A 20,495-nucleotide genomic window follows, 5' to 3' on the forward strand; every position below is an offset into this window, starting at 1 on the left:
CTATTTTGTATAGATCCTATAAGAGATCCTCTTTTTTTCGAACAAAAGGAATGGGTCTTATTTGTGTGCCTTCATTTATGGTTTTCATTTTCAAGTTACTCTCCTTAAAATACAACTATACATATATTCTGGATAATTCTTTAAATATTTTAATAAAAGAAATATATTTGTGACTTACTTCATTTAGTAAAATCAATTCATTACTTATGTCTATAAAGTTATCTGTTCTTGTTTTTTTATTTAAATAGGAATTAATCCTATAGTTTAAAAGTTCATTGAATTTTTTAATTACAGGATTGAATTTTTTAATTGTTTTTAATTGACTATATCCCAAACTTGCATTTGATAAAGTAAATAAATTTACTAATCCTTCAATATATAAAATAAACATAAGTAAATTAGGATCGGTATACTTTTTTAGCAATAATGAATATCCATTGAAGTTTATTTCGTCTCTATTATCAACAATTTTATGTTCTTGATGAACACTTTCTAATTCCAAAGCACACTTAAATTTTATGCTATTTTTATATAGTCTATATCCAAGATCCCAATCTTCTTGTCTTTTAAAGCGTTCATCAAATCCACCAGCATCTAGAAGATGTTTTTTTAAGATTGATACATTACCTGTTCCAAATAATAACCATGGATATTGAAAATTATCAAGGTTATTTCCAAATATTTTTACTAATGAACCAAGAAAACTATCACTCCAAGAGGGTATAAAGCTATATTCTTCTATTCGAGTTAAATCATCTTTACATATAATTCTGTGATTATCTTGATAATCAAAATTAGTAGCTTTAAGTTTGTTATTAAAAGTAATAAGACTTCTTCTTACTGATTCAAATTCTTTTTTTTGATTATAGTTGAAGCTTTCGTAATAAAAAGAATATATTTTTTTCCATCTTATTACTGCACATATGGATAGATTAGACTCTAGAGTATGATAATTTACATGTCCGCTGACAAAATTAGGAGGTACAATTAAGTCGCTATCTGAAAAAATAATAATATTTCCTCTGGCAATTTTTAATCCTTGGTTGCGGCAAAAAGCAGCCCCGTGATTTTTTTCATTTATTATAAGTTTTATAGGAAAATTCATATTTAACGATTTGACCATATCGGCTGTACCATCATTTGAACCATCATCAATAATAATAACTTCAAATTTATCAAACATGAAATCTTGTTTATTAAAAGAATAAAGGCTTAGCTCAAGTAAGTCCTTTCTATTGAAGGAAGGAATGATTATACTTGCTTCTATTTTTGTCATTTAAACCTCCAAACCATTTTATTTAATGATAATAGTTTTAAGTAACTTATACTAATAATTGGATAAATTATTCTGCATAATATATAGTATTGTTTATGTTGTTATTATGTTCTAAATGGGGTATTAATATTTTTTTATTAATAAGGTAACATATATTTATTTTAATCATAAACTGATATTAGCGAAATTTTATTATGTATTATTCCTAAGGAAAATAATTCTATTATATTAAACCATTTTTTTAGATTGTTTTAAAAAGTTACTACGAAAGGGAGCCTGATATGGAATATAGAAAAATAAGCTTTAATAACCGTAAGAATACTAGTATGCAATATTATTTATTTGATGTTTCTATAATTATACCTTGTAAAAATGAAGGTAATAATTTAAAAATAACATTAGATTCTATAATGAAGGCTAAGAATAACGCTTGTTACGAAATTTTAGTTGTTGATGATGGTTCTTTAGATGATAGTACAGCATTTTTAAATTCTGATATTTATAAAAACGTTACTTTAATAAAAACTGAAGGAATAGGATGTGCTGAAGCTAGAAATACTGGAGCAAGATATGCTAGAGGAAAATATTTATTTTTTTGTGATGCACATATTAAAGTTCCTGAAATGTGGCTAGATGATTTAGTTAATACTTTGCAGTATAAAAAAGCTCATTTAGTAACTCCTTGTATTTGTGATATGTCGAATATAAGCTCAGAAGGTTATGGTGTTACTTGGAATGAAAGACTTCAATTTACTTGGATATTAAATAATCCTAATTGTGTAACAGAGATTCCACTTTCAGGTGCAGCCTGTTTATGCATAATTAGAGAAGTTTTTGATAAAATAAATGGTTTTAATAGTTTATTAAAATCTTATGGTATGGAAGATCAGGAACTTTGTCTTAAAGCTTGGCTTTATGGTTATAAATTAGTTATAAATCCAGATGTAAAGGTTAGACATCTTTTTAGGAAAGTGCATCCTTATAAAGTAAAAGAAACTGATATTTTTTATAATATGTTATGTGTTGCATATTGCCATTTTAATAAAGATCGTATTATTAAAATAATAAATATGTTAAAAGAAAATAATGCTTTTTCATCTGTATTAGCAGAATTCAAATCTAATACAGATGAAATTATTAATCAAAGGAAAAAATTTTTCAAAGAACGTATATATAATGATGACTATTTTTTTCAAAAGTTTAATATTATGTTTTAAAAAGCAATATTTCAAGGAGTGCGTATTTTGATAGAAAACATATATGCGTCAAGTAAAAAAAGTACTATAGATGTATCTATAATTATACCTTGTAAAAATGAAGTGAATACTCTTCGAAAGACTATAAATTCTATGATAAAATCTAAAAATTCTCTAAGTTATGAAATCATAGTAGTAGATGATAATTCTATTGATGGAAGTACTGATTTTTTAAAGGAGGATTTAAATAAAGAAATTTATAAGAATGTCTCTGTAATAAAAACAAATGATTTAGGTTGTGCAGGAGCAAAAAATGCTGGAGCTTATTTAGCTAAGGGTAATTATCTATTTTTCTGTGATGCTCATGTTAATGTACCTGATAGATGGTTAGATAGTTTAGTAAATACTTTAGAAACTACGAATGCTCATTTAGTTGCTCCTTGTATTGTTGACATGTCAAATACTTATTCTGCAGGCTATGGTCAAGTTTGGGATAGTGAACTTAAGCTAAAATGGTTAATGGATGAACCTAAAGGTATAAGCGAAATTCCAATTGCCTGTGGATGTACTTTTGGTATAACAAAAGAAGTATTTAATAAAATAAATGGCTTTGATAGATTTTTTAAGGTTTGGGGTAAGGAAGATGAGGAGATATCTCTTAAGTTGTGGCTATATGGCTATAAAGCTGTAGTTAATCCTTATGTTAAAGTGCAGCATCTTTTTAGAAAGAGTTTTCCTTATAAAGTAACTTCATTTAATGTAACTTATAATTTGTTGTGCCTTGCATACTCACACTTTAAAAAAGAAAGATTTATAAAAATTATAAATTTAGCACAAAATGATTTTTATTTTAAAGATGCTGCTTTACAGATAAAGCTTAATGAAGAATTGATTTTAAGTCAGAGAAAAAAATATTTTATAGAACGAAAATATGATGATGATTTTTTCTTTAATAAATTTAATATAGAGTTTTAATATAAAAATCCTCACTATTAAGTTGAGGATTTTTAATGTGAAAATAAATTATATATTTCATAATATTCATTGTATATTCATAATTTAATAGTATAATGAATAGCAGATATTGGGGGAAATAGGAAGTTCAATGAGTAATAATAGTTATATAGTAAGAACTTCAAAAGATGATTTATACAAATTTAAGCTTGAGAGCGGCAATTTAATTGTAGAAAAGTTTGAAGGCTTAAAGCAAACTAATGAGTATGTTTTAATAAAGGATATTTTAGAATATTCTTTGTACATAGATGAAAATGATAAAATATATATTTCTTATATTACAAATCAACAACAACTTATGTTAACTATTTTTGACAATAATTTGAGCAGTATAGAGATTTTTCACTCAAGCTGCAATACATATATTCATTCAGTTAATATAATAGCGATCAATTCAAATGTACATATTTTTATTGTTATTAAAAATTTAGCAGAAGAAAATAATTATTTATATCATTTTTATTTCCATCTAAATGAATGGATTAGTGAAAGAATAGATGGTATAGAGTATTTAAGATATACATGTCCATATTTTTTGGATTTTTATAAAAAAGATATATATTTATTTTACTGTATAAATAGTATTTCTGGAGAATATGTTATAAGAAAGTATAATACAGATAAAATAGTATGGGATTGCTTCAAGAACAGTATTACACTTAAGAATTTTACTAATTTAAATTTTTTTATTACTTTAAAAGGAATATGTTTAATATACTTTAATAAAATTATAAATAATAATGTGAGAACTCATATTTTATTTAAAAATTTAAACAACTTAGATTCTTTATGGAATTATAATAATATTTCAAGAGATAATTCTAATACCTTAAAGCCTGTAATATTTTGTAAAAACAATATTTTTTACTATATGTGGAATACAGGTACAAGCATAGTGTATAAAAAATCTAGTAATTTAATAAATTGGAGCGAAGAATTTGGATTAGATAGTAAAAAAAAGAATATGAGGAAACTTACTTATTTAAGCAATTTTTCAGAAGATAAGGATTTAAAAATCAACTTCATGTATTTTTCGTATCTAGATGCTACTTATCAAATAATAAATCCAAAACTAAACTGCAGTTACGAAAGTTTAAGTATAGATAATTTAGACGAGGATAATATAAAATCAGCTTCTTTACAGGAAAAAATAATATATTTTACAGATTGCGCTTTTAAAGGAGATAAGGACTACATGAAGGAAATGGAAGAAAAAGACATTTTAATTGCGAAGCTTAGAAACAAAATAGAAGAGCAGAAAAATAGATTATTATATTATGAAAATAAATTTAAATTTATAAATAATAGCATATTAAGCTTTAATGAAAAAAAAGAACAGTTAATTGATGCTATAAATTTACTGCAAAATGCTCTTATAGATAAGGGGAAAAAATTAAATGAACTTGAAGCTGCCTATGCTGAAAAAGAAAAAGAATTAGAATCGTTAAGACAAGAAGTATATAATATGAAAACAATAAAAACTAACAGATTTAGTTTAAAGAAAATGTTAAATAAGATTATTTTAATTATTAAAAATAAACTAAATTTTTAATGAATTGAGAAGACGATATCAATATAAATTTAATTGGTTATCGTCTTATTTTTTTAAAAAAACATTTAAAAACTGTAACCAATTTTTCAGTACTTCATATTATGTTAATAGAAAGATTATCTTTCAAATATGTTTATAAGGAGAGTTTATATGAAAGATATACAAGAAATAATGCTGCAAATGGAAAATTTGAGCAAACAGATTGCTGCTACATTGAATGAGGATGAATCAGAAGTAGAAAACGAAATAAAAGAACTGGCAAGATTATTAGATGAAACTTCAGCATTAGATGAAAATTTTAACACACTAACTCATGGAAAAGTTATATCACCATGTTCACCTAGCTGTCCGCCTACACCAGATCATACAGTAGAATTTTGCTGTGTTTTAAATGTTCCTAGCAATCTAGGTATTAGAAAGACTGGTGCTCCCAAAATAATTTTTAATACTGGTTGCTTACGATGTATTGTGGAACCATGCACTGCTTCTGCAACAGTTTGCGGTTGTCCTGTAACTCTTACTGTTTATAATGTAAAAATTGTAGGTTGTATTCCATTTTTTATAAATCATCCAATTACTACGACTTCATGTGTTAGCCCAAGTTCTGCTGCATCTACATTTGATTTATGCTGTCATGATTGTGTATGTGTAAATCATGTTATCTGTACTAAATGTACTGAGGCTGAAGCAAATAATGCTTGCAATAATATTCGTAATAAACTTAGTAGTTGTGTTAACACTACAGTAACTTTTAATCCTGTTGATGAGATAATATGTGGTGGTGCTTTTAAAGGTTTGAAAGTTTCTGGTTTCTTTACACTTCCAAATTGTAATCCATAAGATAAATATATGCTGGAATGATTAGTAGATTTTACTTAAAAGTATGAATAAAGTATTAAAAATCTGCAGTTAAGTATATTTACTTAACTGCAGATTTTTCAAAATCATGAGACTTACGAAAAATATTTTTAATAGACAGTTTTTTACTAAGAGAAATTTGAAAAGGGGATGAAATTGTGGAAACCTATGAAAATGAGTTTATAATAGTATTTCAGTCATACAATCAGGCAATGCTTTTATATAGTGAGCTTATTAAAATGGGGTGTAAGGTACAGATGGTTTCTACTCCCTGTAATCTTACGAAAGGCTGCAGTCAGTCAATAACTTTTAGTACAATAGATATAAGAAAAATAATAGATGCATTAGAAAATAATAATATGAAAGTTGCAGGAATCTATAAAATAATAAAAAATAATAATTATGTTAACTATATACCAATTCAAAGAGCTTAAAATTTAGGCTCTTTTTTATTACAATAATGTGTTTTTCTATAGATACATATCTCTGCATTATTAGAACATATCATTTCTTATCAATATAGTTTAATAATAATTCACAGAATTAATTTGTATGACATATTGTGTAGTAAAGGGAGGTGCGTAAAGTGGAAACTATCAAAAGTTTTATTTGGGAGTATAGATTTGTATTAGTAATTGCTGCAGCTTTAGGGTCATATGCTTTTGCAGAATGGAATGGGTTTAAAGCAAAATCCTATGCTCTTATGCTACAGGCAAAATCATTAGCTAAGGATGCAGTATTAAAATCCGGAGATGAGCAAGTAGAATGGGTAATTAAGAAGTCATATCAGATTTTACCAAAAAGATGGACAATACTCATTTCGGAGGAACTTATGAGAAAAGTTGTATTTTTTCTTTACCATAAGGCAAAGGATTATCTAGATGATGGAGAAATAAATAATAGCAATTAATAAAGTAAGACAGTCTCAAAATGAGGCTGTCTCTTTAAGAATAAATTTTATTTAAAAGAAAATCGTGATAATATTTTTATTTACCGCATAGTAATATTTTAAAAAGAGAATTAACGACAGAAGGGTTTAGGGGGATTTGAGTATGAGGATTTTACTCTGCGTAAGAGGAGATTATTTGAAAAGCTTTGCAGGAGATTCTAAAATTGTATTAATGACTGCAAAGTATTTAAGAAAGCTAGGTGCAGAAGTAGATATAAACAATGGAGATATTGTAGATTATTCTAAATATGATATTGTACATCTTTTTAACTTAACTAGGATGGGAGAAACTTATAAATATTATAAACAAGCCCATAAACAAAATAAAAATATAGTTATAACTCCTATCTATTGGAATTTAAAAAAATATTATGAGTATAGAAATGAACTTGAAAATATAAAACTTTGGGAAAAGTGCAGGCTGTATAGAGAAGAAATACTTAAGGGCTGCAAAATTGTATATCCTAATAGTGAAATTGAAAGAGAAATGATATATAAAGAATTTAACAAAAATATTCTATGCAAAGTAGTGCATCATGGTGTTGAGGTAGAACATGATGAAACTCCACTTTATGATTTAAAGGGCAGATATAGTTTAAACAATTATGTGCTTTGCGTAGCTAGAATAACTCCACAAAAAAATCAGCTTGCTTTAGCTAAAGCCTGCAGTAAATTAGGAGTTAGTCTTGTACTTATTGGAAACATAAATGATAAAGCATATTTCGAGCAGTGTATGAAGTATAAAAATGTAGTTTATTTAGGTTTTATGGACAGTTATCATATATATAATGCATATAGATTTTCTAAGCTTCATGTGCTTATTAGCTTTATGGAGATACCAGGGTTATCTTCCCTTGAAGCTGCAGCAAGCGGCTGCAATATAGTTTCTACTTCAGAAGGGAGTGCTAAAGAATATTTTAATAATATGGCACAATATGCTGACCCTTATGATGAAGGAAACATAGAATTTGTAATAGAAAATGGACTTAAGCAGAATAAGAGCAGCAAATTAAAGAAATATGTATTAGAAAACTATAGTTGGGATAAATGCATTCAGGAGCTTTATAACAGCTATAAAAAAGTATTGAATTTGTAGATAGTAATTTATATGGAAAACTAACATCTATAGCTAATAGGTGTTAGTTTTTTGCTATATAGGAATAATAAAGATGTTAAAATAAAGCTTTAAAATTTTATAAACTATTGTATAATAAGGGTTAGGATAATTTAGGAGAGATGAGAATGAAAAAAATTGAACTATTAGCGCCTGCAGGAAGTATGGAAAGCCTTTATGCTGCGGTGCAGGCTGGAGCAGATGCGGTATATCTTGGAGGAAGTAAATTTTCTGCAAGAGCTTATGCTTCTAATTTTGATGAAGAGAATATGATACATGCAGTAGATTACTGTCATTTATATAATGTTAAGGTTTATATAACTATAAATACTCTTTTGAAGGAAAGTGAAATTAAAGAAGCTTTAGAATACGCAGCATTTTTATATAGAATTGGAGCAGATGCCTTAATAATACAGGATACAGGATTTGCTTATTTATTACGTGAAAATTTTCCGGATTTTGAGATACACGCTTCAACTCAAATGACTATCCATAATGGTGAAGGAGCCCTGTTTTTAAAAAAACATGGGTTTAAAAGAATTGTTTTATCAAGAGAACTATCCCTTGAAGAAATAAAACATATATCTAAGGATTTAGGTGTTGAAACAGAGATTTTTGTTCATGGAGCTTTATGTATATGCTACTCTGGTCAGTGTCTTATGAGCAGCATGATAGGTGGGCGCAGCGGCAACAGAGGCAGATGTGCACAGCCCTGTAGGCTTCCTTACACATTAATAGAAAGAGGAAGCGGCAGGGAAAACTCTGCCTATATATTAAGCCCGAAGGATATTTGTACACTTTCTGATGTGGAAAAGATAATAAATAGTTCCACTACTTCTTTAAAAATAGAAGGAAGAATGAAAAGACCGGAGTATGTGGCTGGTGTGGTAGATGTTTATAAAAGAGCAATTGATAGTGTATATGAGGGAAAGAACTTTGATTTTGAAAAGGAAAATAAGAAGCTTCTTAAGCTTTTTAACAGAGAAGGCTTTTCAAAGGCTTATCTTTTAGGAAACAAAGGCAGAGATATGATGGCTTATTCTTTTCCTAAAAATACAGGTATAAGGCTTGGAAAGGCGTTGAAAAATTCTCTTGTAGAGCTTGAGGAGAATTTATCTATAGGTGATGGAATAAGAATAGGAGAAGAAGGGTTTATTCTATCTAAGATAATAAAAGATGGAAAAGAAGTGTCTGAAGCTTTCAGCGCAGATGTAGTAAAGCTTGTACCTTCAAAATATAAGCCAGGGGATATATTATATAAAACCTCTGATAATTTACTTTTAAAAGAGTTAGAAGGGTTTTATAAAAGTAATTTTATAAGAAAGATAGATTTGTCTCTTAAGGTTATTTTTAAGGAAAATGAACCATTTGTACTCAAAACTGTTTATAAAGACATGGAATTTAAAGAAATTGGAGATGTAGTACAGATTGCTCTTAAAAAGCCACTAGATAAAGAGAGGCTTATAGAAAATCTTACAAAGAGTGGTGATACTCCTTTTAGATTTACTGATATAAAATTTGAAAAGTTTGAATCAGGCTTCCTTCCTGTATCAGGAATAAATGCTTCACGCAGAAGGATTATAGAACAGATTGAAAAATATGTGTTAGTAAATTCTAAGAGAGATGTTAATGGTTTCTTACAATATCCGTCTTTTCAGGGTATTAGAAAGGTTTTGCCTCAAGCATTGGTTTTAGTAACTAGTAAAGAGCAGATTGATGCCTTTAAGTATAGCAATATAGAAGGAGCTTTAGCAGTAGACATATTTAAAAGGCAGAACAGATTAAATATAGAGGATATAATAGGTTTAGAGTGTGATAATATATATTTGAAAGTGCCGAATATAATAAAAGGGGAATTTGAATTTATATGCACAATAATTGAAAAATACATCCCTTATATTAAAGGTTTGATTACTTCAAATTTAGGCATTATAAGTAGGTTCGGCTGCAAAACCTCTATAATTGGAGATTATAAGCTAAATGTTTTTAATTGTTTTTCAACTTGGTTTTTTGATGATTATATAGATGGAGCTTGTATAAGCGTAGAACTAAATAAAAAGGAAATTGAAGGGGCTGTAAAAAATGCAAAGATGCCTCTTCAAGTAAAGATATATGGTAAGGAAGAACTTATGGTAAGCGAATACTGCCCTATTGGAAGTGTATTTGGTGGAAGGAGCAGTAAAGCAGCCTGCAAAGAAGACTGCAGCAAGGGAGATTATGTTTTAAAGGATAGAAAAGGAGAAAACTTTATTCTTAGAACAGATAAATTCTGCAGAAGCTTTATATATAATTCAGTTTCTACTAATTTAATTTCCCATATAGATGAAATTAGAAATATGGGGATTTGTTCCTTCAGGCTTGATTTTATAGATGAAGATTATGATGGAACGCTAAAAATTTTAAAGGCATTTAAGGAAAACAAGTGGCCTTATGAATATGTAGGTTTTACAAGAGGTCATTACAAAAGAGGAGTTGAGTAGATTGAACGAGAAGGCTTTAAAAGTTCTGGAATATTTTAAGATAAAAGATATGATAAAAAACTATACCCAAACTGGAGCTGCTAAAGATATTATAGATAATTTAAGACCTTATGATAATATTTATGAGGCTTGTGAACATCTTGAGGAGACTAGAGAAGCTTTAGAACTTTTAGTTAAAAAAGGGAGTCCTCCCTTTGAGGGGTTATATGATGTAAGAGAAGGAATAAGCAGAGCGGAAAAGGGTTCTGTACTTATGCCTGGGCAGCTTTTGAGGATAGCAAATATGTTGCGTTGTGCTAGAAGGTTTAAGGAGTATATTAACCATAAGGAGGAAGAAGAATCTTTCAAAGTTATTGAAGATATATGTGAAGGAATTGTTCCTATAAAAAAGCTTGAAGAAGAAATATTTTTTGCTATAGCAGGAGAGGATGAAATATCTGATAAGGCAAGTACTTTATTATATAATATTAGAAAAACCTTAAAGGATAAAAATGCTTCAATAAAAGATAAGGTAAACTCACTTATAAGAAGTAATTCAAAGTTTCTTCAGGATAACCTTTATACTATTAGAGGAGACAGATATGTACTGCCTGTTAAAGCTGAGCATAAAGGGGCTGTGCCAGGCTTAGTTCATGATCAAAGCTCCTCTGGTTCAACACTTTTTATTGAACCTATGAGTCTTGTAAATTTAAATAACGAAATTAAAGAACTTATGCTGAAAGAAAAGGCTGAAATTGAAAGAATACTGGTTGAGCTTTCTTCTAGAGTTTATGACAATATTACAATTGTAAAAAATAATGCTGATATTATATGGGAATTGGATTTTATATTTGCTAAGGCTAAATTTGCAAGTCATCATAACTGCAGCTGTCCAGCGATAAATGATAAAGGAATAATTGATATAATAGAGGGAAGACATCCACTTATAGATGCAAAGGTTGTTGTGCCTATAAGTGTTTATTTAGGTAGGGAATTTACTTCTCTTGTTATAACAGGACCTAACACTGGAGGTAAAACAGTAACACTTAAGACTGTAGGACTTCTGCATCTTATGGCTTTAAGCGGAATTATGATTCCAGCTCGAGAAAATTCTACTGTAAGCTTTTTTCGTGAAGTTTTTGCAGATATTGGAGATGAGCAAAGTATTGAGCAGAGTCTTTCTACTTTCTCCTCTCATATGACGAATATAGTTAATATAATTAATGAAGCAGATGAAAAATCTCTTGTTCTTTTTGACGAACTTGGAGCAGGTACTGACCCTACAGAAGGAGCAGCACTTGCTATGTCTATACTTGAAAACTTAAGAAATAGAGGAACTAGAATAGTAGCTACCACTCACTATAGTGAACTTAAGGGTTATGCTTTAAAAACTACGGGTGTTGAAAATGCTTCAGTAGAATTTGATGTGGAGACACTAAGACCTACTTATAGACTGCTTATTGGTGTTCCTGGGAAGTCCAATGCTTTTGAAATATCTAAAAGACTAGGACTTCCAGAGTATATTATAAAGGATGCTAGGGAAAAGATATCCAGTGATACTCTTAAGTTTGAAGAACTTATACAAAGTCTTCAGGAAAAGAGCATTAAAGCTGAAAATGATGCAAGGATAGCCGAAAGTTTAAAGTTCGAAGCAGCTAAAATAAAAGAGAAATATGAGGAAAAGCTGTTTAATTTCCAAAAGACTAGAGAAAATGCTATAATAAATGCTCAAAGAGAAGCAAAGAGGCTTATTAAAGAAGCTAAAGAAGAAGCTGATGTTATTTTAAAGAATATGAGAGAGCTTGAAAGGCTTGGTTATTCTTCTGAAGCAAGACAAAAATTAGAAGAGGAAAGAAAGAGACTTAAGGCTAGATTGGAAAATGTAGAAGATTCCATGAATAATACTGGATATGACGAGGGAGAGGGGCTTAAAGAGGTAAAGGAAGGACAGGAAGTATTTTTGCCTTCTTTAAATCAAAAGGTTATTGTACTATCAAAGCCAGACAGTAAGGGAGAAGTGCAAGTTCAAGCTGGTATTATGAAAATTAGTGTTAAACTCAAGGATTTAAGAGCTTCTAAAATATCAAAAGAAGAAAAAAAGGAAATAAAGAAAAGGGAAGTAAGTCTAAATTTAAAAGCAGTATCTTCTTCTGTTGATTTAAGAGGGATGGATTCAGAAGAGGCGGTATATAATACTGATAAGTATTTAGATGATGCCTATAGAGCAGGGCTTGGAGAAGTTACAATAGTTCATGGAAAAGGTACAGGGATTTTGCGCCAGACTATAAACGAAATGCTTAGAAAGCATCCTCATGTAAAAAGCTACAGGCTTGGAAGCTACGGCGAAGGTGGGACAGGAGTTACTGTAGTTGAGCTGAAATAAAAAGTGCTGGATATAAACTTATCCAGCATTTTTTATTAACTATTCTACACTTATATATACAGCATCTTCTGGTTTTACAATTTTTATATATTCAACCTTTGGATCTTCTGTACCTTGAACATATAGACCTGCACTTTTTAAACGTTCTATATAGTCAACTATTTCTTTAGTAATTTTTTCACCAGGACAAAGTACTGGGATTCCAGGAGGATAAGCAAGTAAAAACTCCCCGCTAATCATGCCGATGCTGTCTACAAGTGCTATGGAAGTTTTCACGCTATTAAAGGCTTCTCTAGGCTTTTGTATCTGTTCTGGAATAGCTGGAATATCTATAAAGTCTGACTTTCTATTACCTTTGCCATAGTATTCCAAGCTGATTTCTCTTAAGGCTTCCAGCATTTTTTCAATATTTTCCTCAGTATCTCCAAAGGAACCGACTGCCAAAACATTATAAAGATCGGAAAGTTCCATTTGAATATGATATTTGTTAGAAAGAATCATATCTAAATCATAACCTGTAATACCTAAATCTCTGCAGGTTATAGTTATCTTTGTGGGATCAAAAGCATAAGCACCAGCTCCTCCTAAAATCTCTTCTCCAAAGCAGTAAAATCCAGGAATTTTGTTTATTTCTCTTCTTGCGTAATTGCATAGGTCTATTGTTTTATCTAAAAGTTCTTTTCCATGAAGTGCAATCTGCCTTCTTGCACAATCTAAAGACGCCATCAATATGTAAGAAGGTGAAGTTGTCTGCATTAAGTTTAACATCTGTTGTACTCGCTGCTTATCTACTCTTTTTGAATTTACTTGGAGCAGTGAACATTGTGTAAGTGCCCCGATTATTTTGTGAGTACTTTGAGCACAAATATCTGCTCCGGCTTCTATAGCTGACATAGGAAGCTTTTCGTTAAATCCAAGATGAGGACCATGGGCTTCGTCTACTATTAATGGAATATCATAACTGTGTACAATTTCAGATATTTTCTTTATATCTGTTGAAACCCCGTAATAAGTAGGATTAATTATTAAAACTGCTTTTGCATCTGGATTATTTTTTAAGGTTTCTTCTACAGTTTTTGGAGAAACTCCATGTGCTATTCCTACAGTTTTATCTAGTTCAGGCTGCATATAAACTGGTACTGCACCGCTAAGTATTATTCCTGCAGTAACTGATTTATGAACATTTCTTGGAATAATTATTTTATCTCCATCGCTGACAACAGACATTATCATAGCCTGTATAGCTCCTGAAGTTCCATGTATGGAAAAAAAGGAAGCATCACAGCCATATGCATCTGCAGCTAATTCTTGAGCTTTTTTTATTGGGCCAGTAGGATGATGAAGGCTATCTACTAGCTTAAATACTGTAACATCGATTTTAAAAGGATTTTCGCCTATAAAGTTTCTATATTCCTCGTCTATTCCGTATCCTTTCTTATGACCAGGTACATGAAAAGGAATGGTTTCCCTATTTACATACTCCATAAGAGCATCAAAAAGTGGAGTCTGATTTTGATCTAATTTATACACTGTAAATCAGCACCTTCTTTCATAAATTACGTCCATAAAACCTTGAAAAATCAAGGGGTTTCTATGAGTTGTACAAAACAATAATATTATATGTTATATAGTTTTTAAATGCAATATGTAATATTATAATATTTAGTATTCTCTCCTATATGAATGTATATAAACCTAAAATTATGGCAAGAATAGAAAAAGTAGGAGGGATAATAATGGAAAATTTAAATGCTGTTAAAAGAGAAAAGAAAACATCCCATGAAGCCAGAAAAGAGAGAAGAAGCGGTAAAATACCAGGCGTACTTTATGGGAAAAATATTACAAATTTGTTATTTGAAATTAGTGAGTTAGAGCTTGCAAAAGAAATATCTAAAAATGGAGAGCATGGTATAGTTAATATCAATATAGATGGTGAAGAGCATAAAGCACTTATTAAAGAACTACAAAAAGACCCAGTAAACAGAAAGGTTGTACATATTGATTTAGAAAAGTTATCTGATAATTCTGTAGTTGTTACAGATGTTCCTTTAGTGTTTATTGGAGAAGATAAAGTAGCTAAAAATGGAGGCATACTTCAAAAGGAAAAAAATAAAGTTAAAGTACAGTGTAAAGGAGGAAACATTCCAAAATCAATAAATATAGATGTATCTAATTTAAGCTTTGGTGATACGTATAGATTATGTGATGTGGAATTCTCTAATGAAATAACATTTGTTGAAGATAGAAACACAGTAATAGCAACCGTTACTGATGGAAATACAGATGTAATAATAAAAGATACTCCAGAGGTAAGTAGCATCTAAAAATAATCAGGAAAATAGTGGATAAATTCCACTATTTTTTTATAAAAAAAAATAATAATATGTGGAAAAAGTATTTTATTTCCATAATTTTATAGTATAATAATTATGTTTAGAATATAAATTTATGTATTTACTTTTTATAAGACTAAAGGAATATGGGAGGTTAACTATGAATTACAGAGAAAAATATGAATTGTGGATTAACTCTAATATGGTGGATGATAAAACAAAAGAAGAACTTAGAGGCATACAAGATGAAAAAGAATTAGAAGACAGGTTTTATAGAGAATTAGAATTTGGTACTGGAGGACTTAGAGGAATAATAGGGGCTGGAAGCAACAGAATGAATGTATATACTGTTGGCAAAGCTACTCAAGGATTGGCTGAGTATCTTTTAAATACATATAAAGATGATTCATCTGTCAGTATTGCCTATGATTCTAGAATAATGTCAAAAGAGTTTGCAGAAACAGCTGCTGCAGTTTTATGTGCTAATAATATTAAAGTGTACTTATTTGAATCACTAAGACCTACACCTATGCTTTCTTATACAGTAAGACACTTAAATTCTAAAGCAGGAATAGTTATTACAGCTTCACATAATCCAAAACAGTATAATGGATATAAGGTTTATGGTGAAGATGGAGGACAGGTTACTGATAAGGCAGCAGGAGAAATACTTGATAAAATAACTGCGGTTGATGATTTTTCCAAAATTAAAACTATGGATTTAGAAGAAGCAAAATCAAAAGGTCTCTTAATTATTATAGGTGAAGATGTAGATAAAACTTATATAGAAAAAGTAAAGTCATTAACTATCAGAGAAGAGCTTGTAAATAAATATGCAAAAGATTTAAAAATAATATATACTCCTATCCATGGTACAGGAAACATTCCTGTAAGAAGAGTGCTGAAGGAACTTGGTTATGCAAATGTGTTTGTTGTTAAAGAGCAGGAGCTTCCTGATGGAACCTTTCCAACTGCAGCATATCCAAATCCAGAGGAGCCAAAGGTATTTAGTTTGGCACTTGATATGGCAAAGGAAGTGCAGCCGGATATAATATTTGGAACAGACCCTGATTGCGATAGAATTGGTGTTGTAGTTAAAGACAACAGCGGTGAATATAAAGTGCTGACGGGTAATCAAACAGGGGTGTTGTTAACTCATTACATCGTTTCCTCTTTAAAGGAAACAAATAAGCTTCCTAAAAATGGAGTAGTAATAAAAACAATAGTTACTACAGAAATGGCTAGAAAAATTGCAGAAGACTTTAATGTAGAGCTTATAGATGTTTTAACTGGTTTTAAATATATAGGTGAAAAGATTAAGGAATTTGAGGAAACTGGAGAAAATACTTATTTGTTTGGTTTTGAAGAAAGCTATGGATATTTAGCTGGGGATTTTGTAAGAGATAAGGATGCAGTTATTGCAGCTGCACTTATAAATGAGATGGCTCTTTATTATAAGATAAAGGGTATGAGTCTTTATGATGCGCTTATAAATTTATATAATAAATATGGTTTCTACAAAGAAAGTTTAATTTCTATTGAACTTCAGGGTAAAGAAGGCCAAGAGAAGATATCTAAAGCTTTAGAATATTTAAGACATTCCATGAAGCCAGCTGTGGATGGAGTTAAAATAGTGAGAAAGATGGATTATAAATTAAGTATAGAAAAGGACTTGTTAAATATTGAGGAAAGCATTATTAACCTTCCAAAGTCAAATGTTCTTAAGTTTATCCTTGAAGATGGCTCTTGGTTTGTAGTTAGACCATCTGGAACAGAGCCAAAAATGAAAATATATCTATCTTGTGTTGGAAACAGCTTAGATAATGCTGAAGAAAAAATGGGAATATTCAAAAATAGTATAATGAATATAGTTGAAGAAGCTTGCAATTGCTAAAAGATGAGAGTGAGGTAGTACTCACTCTTATAATTATGTTCTAATGAAGAGGTGATACTGTGCATGGAAAAACTTATTTTACAGAAAAATTATCAAACCTATTGTTTCTTGATATAAAAAAAGAAAAACTTATGAAACTATTTAATGTGTATTTGAATGAGAATGTATATATGCCAATAAAATCTGTAAAGATTATTGAAAATGTTAAAAAAGGGGATTCATTAGAAGAGATTCCTGTTTTTCTTTTCTTAGAAGGCATGTATTATGTTTTAGGGATTGACGAAAATTTTAAATATGCTGATATTTATAGGAGAATGCTTTTAAACATGCCTAGTAGTATCAATTTTATTAAAAGCATTGTTTTCAATGAAGTAAAAAAAGAAAATTATGCAGATGCTTTCATATTTTTAAAGGGATTAGTTCAGGTAGAAGAAAATGTAGAGAATTATGATAAACTGTTATCTTTAGCAGATACTATAAGATATAAGGATAAAAGCTTTAAAAATGAAGAGCTTTATGTAATTGAAAAAGCAAAGCTATTTGACAATATCTCATCTCCCTATCTTTATGAGGCTGTAATTAAAAGAGAAGATGGAGATTATGATGGAGCTATGTTTTCTATTAATACTTATCTGGCAAAAGGCGGAGAAAAAACTTTAGAAGTATCTGAATTTATACATTCTTTAAATAACATAATAAGTTACGAAAGAGGGAAAGAGCTTTTATATGAAGATGCAGATGGAGCTTTAAAACTTCTCATACCTCTTTTAGAGGAATATGGAGATGATGCTGCTTTATATTATTATATTGCAGTAGGCTACAGAATATTAAATAATTTTGAAAAGGCAATTTACTATTTGAATGAAGCATTAGCTATTGATGATGCGTTAGTTGAAGTAGTAAACGAGCTTGGTATAAATTATGCCTCCCTTGAAGATTATGCTACAGCAATAAAATATTTAAGAAAGGCCTTTGAGGCAACTAAGTCAGTGGAAATATGTACAAATTTGATAATGTGCTATCTTAACTCAGGTGATATACAGCAGGCTAAAAATCACCTGGAAATAGCGAAAAAGCTGGATGATAAGGATGAAGTAGTAATAGAGCTTGATAAAATTTTAAATAATAAAGCATAATAAAAAATATGGCTATCTAAAAAAGTTTAAAAATTATTTAGATAGCCATATTTTTAGTTAAGTATTATTTTTTTGGTGTAGGTTTTATATCTTCATAAATATATTTATGCATTTGATCAGTTGTAACTTTTAAATCTGTAACTATTACTGAGGCACCATTTATAGTCTGGCCTTTAGCGTATCCGTCTACAGGAAATCTTTCTTGATCAAGTGTTTTTATTCCAGAGGTTAAAACTTCAGTTCCCATAGCAAGTATGTCAGCTTTAGAAATACTAGTTTCAGTATATGGTAGCAGAGTAGCTACTATTGAAGGATACTTTGTAATACCTGCTGATTGTATTTTGTTAAATAGGGCAGTAAGTACCGTTCTTTGTCTCTCAGTTCTTTCATAGTCTCCGTTTCCCACATATCTAATTCTGGAGTATGCTACAGCCTGCATTCCATTCAGAGTTTGTGTTCCAGCTTGTGTTACATTGCGAGGAGTTTTATTTTCAATAGCGGCAACTTCAGTCATATAGCTGTTAATTAAGTTTATTTCATTTTTTTGTACATTAATAGTAACTCCGCCTAAAGCATCGATTATTTTTTCCAAGCTAAAAAAGTCTACTGTAACATAATCTTTAATATTTAATTGAAAATTTTCATTTAGAGTCTTGATGGCTAACTGAGCACCACCATAAGCGTAAGCATGGGTTATTTTTTCGTTGTTACGCCCAGGAATCGCTACGTAGGTGTCTCTCATAACAGAGGATAGTTTTATTTTTTTATGCTTTTTGTCAATGCTGGCTATCATTATGGAATCAGAGCGGCCAGCTCCAGTTGAGGATCGTCTGTCTACTCCAAATAGAGCTATATTAATAACGTCTTTATTTGGATCTTCTTGTTGAATTTTTTCAAGTGCTTCATTGTTTATACCCAGGTCATCATTGCTTTTAGATAACTCAGCGGTTTTCATTTTATCTAGCTGAAGAAATAAATATCCACCAACTGCAGCAGAAACCAATGCAAGCAAAACAAATATGGAGGATATAATGAGCACTTTTTTATGCTTTTTTTTATTAGAGCTATTATTTCTTTTATTTTTATTTTCCACTTTAATACCTTCTTTCATTACTATAATGGATTGAACTTACAACTACAATATTATACTATAGTTTTTTTATGGAAGGAAGTATCTTATAACTTAAAATATAAAAAATCCATTTATGCTATTAATTAGAAAATGATAAGATTGTATTAAATATTTACATTTTAGGTAACATATATATGATAATTGAAATTTATGTTAAATTATTTTATAATTAATTTTATAAGTTTGGAAGGGAGAATTACAAATGAAAGTAAAAAAAGCTATAATACCTGCTGCAGGGTTAGGTACAAGATTTTTACCTGCTACAAAAGCTCAGCCAAAAGAAATGCTTCCTATTGTGGATAAGCCAACAATACAATATATAATTGAAGAAGCAGTAGCATCAGGTATTGAAGAAATACTTATAATTACAGGAAGAAACAAAAGAGCTATAGAAGATCACTTTGATAAGTCAGTAGAACTGGAACAGGAGCTTGAAGCTCACAATAAACAAGAACTGCTCAGTTTAGTCAGAGAAATATCGAATATGGTAAATATTCATTACATTAGACAAAAGGAGCCAAAGGGTTTAGGCCATGCTATAAGCTGTGCGAAAACTTTTGTTGGCAATGAACCTTTTGCCGTAATGCTTGGAGATGACGTGGTAGACAGCAAAGTACCTTGTTTAAAGCAGTTAATCGATTGTTATACAGAATATAAAACTACTATTTTAGGTGTTCAAGAGGTTCCTTTAGAAGATGTTTCAAAGTATGGTATAGTTAAAGGAATGCATATAGAGGACAGGGTGTTTAAAGTTAAGGACTTAGTAGAAAAACCAAAAGTAGAAGAAGCACCTTCAAACATAGCTATCTTAGGAAGATATATAATTACACCGCAAATATTTGATATTTTAGAAAATACGGCTCCAGGGAAGGGCGGAGAAATCCAGCTTACAGATGCACTACGAACTTTAATACAAAATGAAGCTATGTATGCCTACAATTTTGAAGGAAGACGATATGATGTAGGAGATAAGCTAGGGTTTTTAGAAGCTACTGTTGAGTTTGCACTTAAAAGAGAGGATTTGCAAAGACCGTTTATGGAGTATTTGCTGACTATAAAAAATAATCCGAGATTTGTTGAATTGTATAAGCAGATAAATGCAAGTGAAAATTAAGTATATGTTTATTAAGTCTGTTAGTAAATTACTTTATTAACAGACTTTAATTTTTAAAAGAAAGTTATTTATAGTAATTACATTG

General features: G+C 29.8%; 16 protein-coding genes. 13 read left to right on the plus strand and 3 right to left on the minus strand.

Going from position 1 to position 20,495, the window contains the following annotated elements; genetic code table 11:
• Window positions 1-115 precede the first annotated feature (115 nt).
• Entirely contained in the window at window positions 116-1,276 is a 1,161-nt protein-coding gene (locus tag M2651_RS09480; RefSeq protein ID WP_252132116.1) for a glycosyltransferase family 2 protein, read from the minus strand.
• 281 nt (window positions 1,277-1,557) lie between these two features.
• On the opposite strand from M2651_RS09480, the gene M2651_RS09485 reads away from it, so the two are divergent.
• From M2651_RS09485 to M2651_RS09525, 9 genes are all read left to right on the plus strand, one after another.
• Window positions 1,558-2,493, plus strand: a complete 936-nt coding sequence (locus M2651_RS09485) for a glycosyltransferase family 2 protein (RefSeq protein ID WP_252132117.1) — start codon at window positions 1,558-1,560, stop codon at window positions 2,491-2,493.
• 27 nt (window positions 2,494-2,520) lie between these two features.
• Window positions 2,521-3,447 carry a glycosyltransferase gene (locus M2651_RS09490; protein ID WP_252132118.1) on the plus strand — a complete coding sequence of 309 codons (927 nt, stop codon included), beginning with the start codon at window positions 2,521-2,523 and terminating at the stop codon, window positions 3,445-3,447.
• Between the two features lie 130 nt (window positions 3,448-3,577).
• Window positions 3,578-5,038, plus strand: coding sequence for a hypothetical protein (locus M2651_RS09495; protein WP_252132119.1), 1,461 nt, complete (start codon window positions 3,578-3,580; stop codon window positions 5,036-5,038).
• 150 nt (window positions 5,039-5,188) lie between these two features.
• A complete protein-coding gene (locus M2651_RS09500; RefSeq protein ID WP_252132120.1) occupies window positions 5,189-5,878 on the plus strand; it encodes a hypothetical protein in 690 nt (229 codons plus the stop codon).
• 176 nt (window positions 5,879-6,054) lie between these two features.
• The gene (locus tag M2651_RS09505) at window positions 6,055-6,330 is read left to right on the plus strand and encodes a putative Se/S carrier protein (protein WP_252132121.1); all 276 of its coding nucleotides are present in this window, start codon (window positions 6,055-6,057) and stop codon (window positions 6,328-6,330) included.
• Window positions 6,331-6,482: 152 nt separating this feature from the next.
• A complete protein-coding gene (locus M2651_RS09510; RefSeq protein WP_252132122.1) occupies window positions 6,483-6,806 on the plus strand; it encodes a hypothetical protein in 324 nt (107 codons plus the stop codon).
• 142 nt (window positions 6,807-6,948) lie between these two features.
• On the plus strand, window positions 6,949-7,941 hold the full coding sequence (locus M2651_RS09515) for a glycosyltransferase family 4 protein (RefSeq protein ID WP_252132123.1): 993 nt from the start codon (window positions 6,949-6,951) through the stop codon (window positions 7,939-7,941).
• Between the two features lie 146 nt (window positions 7,942-8,087).
• Window positions 8,088-10,439, plus strand: coding sequence for a U32 family peptidase (locus M2651_RS09520; RefSeq protein WP_252132124.1), 2,352 nt, complete (start codon window positions 8,088-8,090; stop codon window positions 10,437-10,439).
• 1 nt (window position 10,440) lies between these two features.
• Entirely contained in the window at window positions 10,441-12,801 is a 2,361-nt protein-coding gene (locus M2651_RS09525; RefSeq protein WP_252132125.1) for an endonuclease MutS2, read from the plus strand.
• A 39-nt stretch (window positions 12,802-12,840) separates the two neighbouring features.
• Here M2651_RS09525 and M2651_RS09530 read toward each other — a convergent pair whose 3' ends face one another.
• The gene (locus M2651_RS09530) at window positions 12,841-14,331 is read right to left on the minus strand and encodes an aminotransferase class I/II-fold pyridoxal phosphate-dependent enzyme (protein WP_252132126.1); all 1,491 of its coding nucleotides are present in this window, start codon (window positions 14,329-14,331) and stop codon (window positions 12,841-12,843) included.
• Between the two features lie 206 nt (window positions 14,332-14,537).
• Here M2651_RS09530 and M2651_RS09535 point away from each other — a divergent pair, with 206 nt between their 5' ends.
• The 3 genes from M2651_RS09535 (at window position 14,538) to M2651_RS09545 (ending at window position 18,164) form a co-directional block, all read left to right on the plus strand.
• Window positions 14,538-15,125 (plus strand): 50S ribosomal protein L25, encoded by a 588-nt coding sequence (locus tag M2651_RS09535; RefSeq protein ID WP_252132127.1) that lies wholly within the window; start codon window positions 14,538-14,540, stop codon window positions 15,123-15,125.
• Between the two features lie 169 nt (window positions 15,126-15,294).
• Window positions 15,295-17,028: a phospho-sugar mutase gene (locus tag M2651_RS09540; RefSeq protein ID WP_252132128.1), complete on the plus strand. Its 1,734-nt coding sequence runs from the start codon at window positions 15,295-15,297 to the stop codon at window positions 17,026-17,028.
• Window positions 17,029-17,087: 59 nt separating this feature from the next.
• Window positions 17,088-18,164: a tetratricopeptide repeat protein gene (locus M2651_RS09545; protein ID WP_252132129.1), complete on the plus strand. Its 1,077-nt coding sequence runs from the start codon at window positions 17,088-17,090 to the stop codon at window positions 18,162-18,164.
• Between the two features lie 64 nt (window positions 18,165-18,228).
• On the opposite strand, the gene M2651_RS09550 is transcribed toward M2651_RS09545, so the two are convergent.
• Complete coding sequence (locus M2651_RS09550) at window positions 18,229-19,257, minus strand: LCP family protein (protein WP_252132130.1); 1,029 nt, start codon at window positions 19,255-19,257, stop codon at window positions 18,229-18,231.
• Window positions 19,258-19,498: 241 nt separating this feature from the next.
• On the opposite strand from M2651_RS09550, the gene galU reads away from it, so the two are divergent.
• Entirely contained in the window at window positions 19,499-20,410 is a 912-nt protein-coding gene (gene galU, locus M2651_RS09555) for a UTP--glucose-1-phosphate uridylyltransferase GalU (RefSeq protein WP_252132131.1), read from the plus strand.
• Window positions 20,411-20,495: the final 85 nt, after the last annotated feature.

The organism is Clostridium caldaquaticum, from assembly GCF_023806125.1.
Lineage (GTDB): Bacteria > Bacillota > Clostridia > Clostridiales > Clostridiaceae > Clostridium_AT > Clostridium_AT caldaquaticum.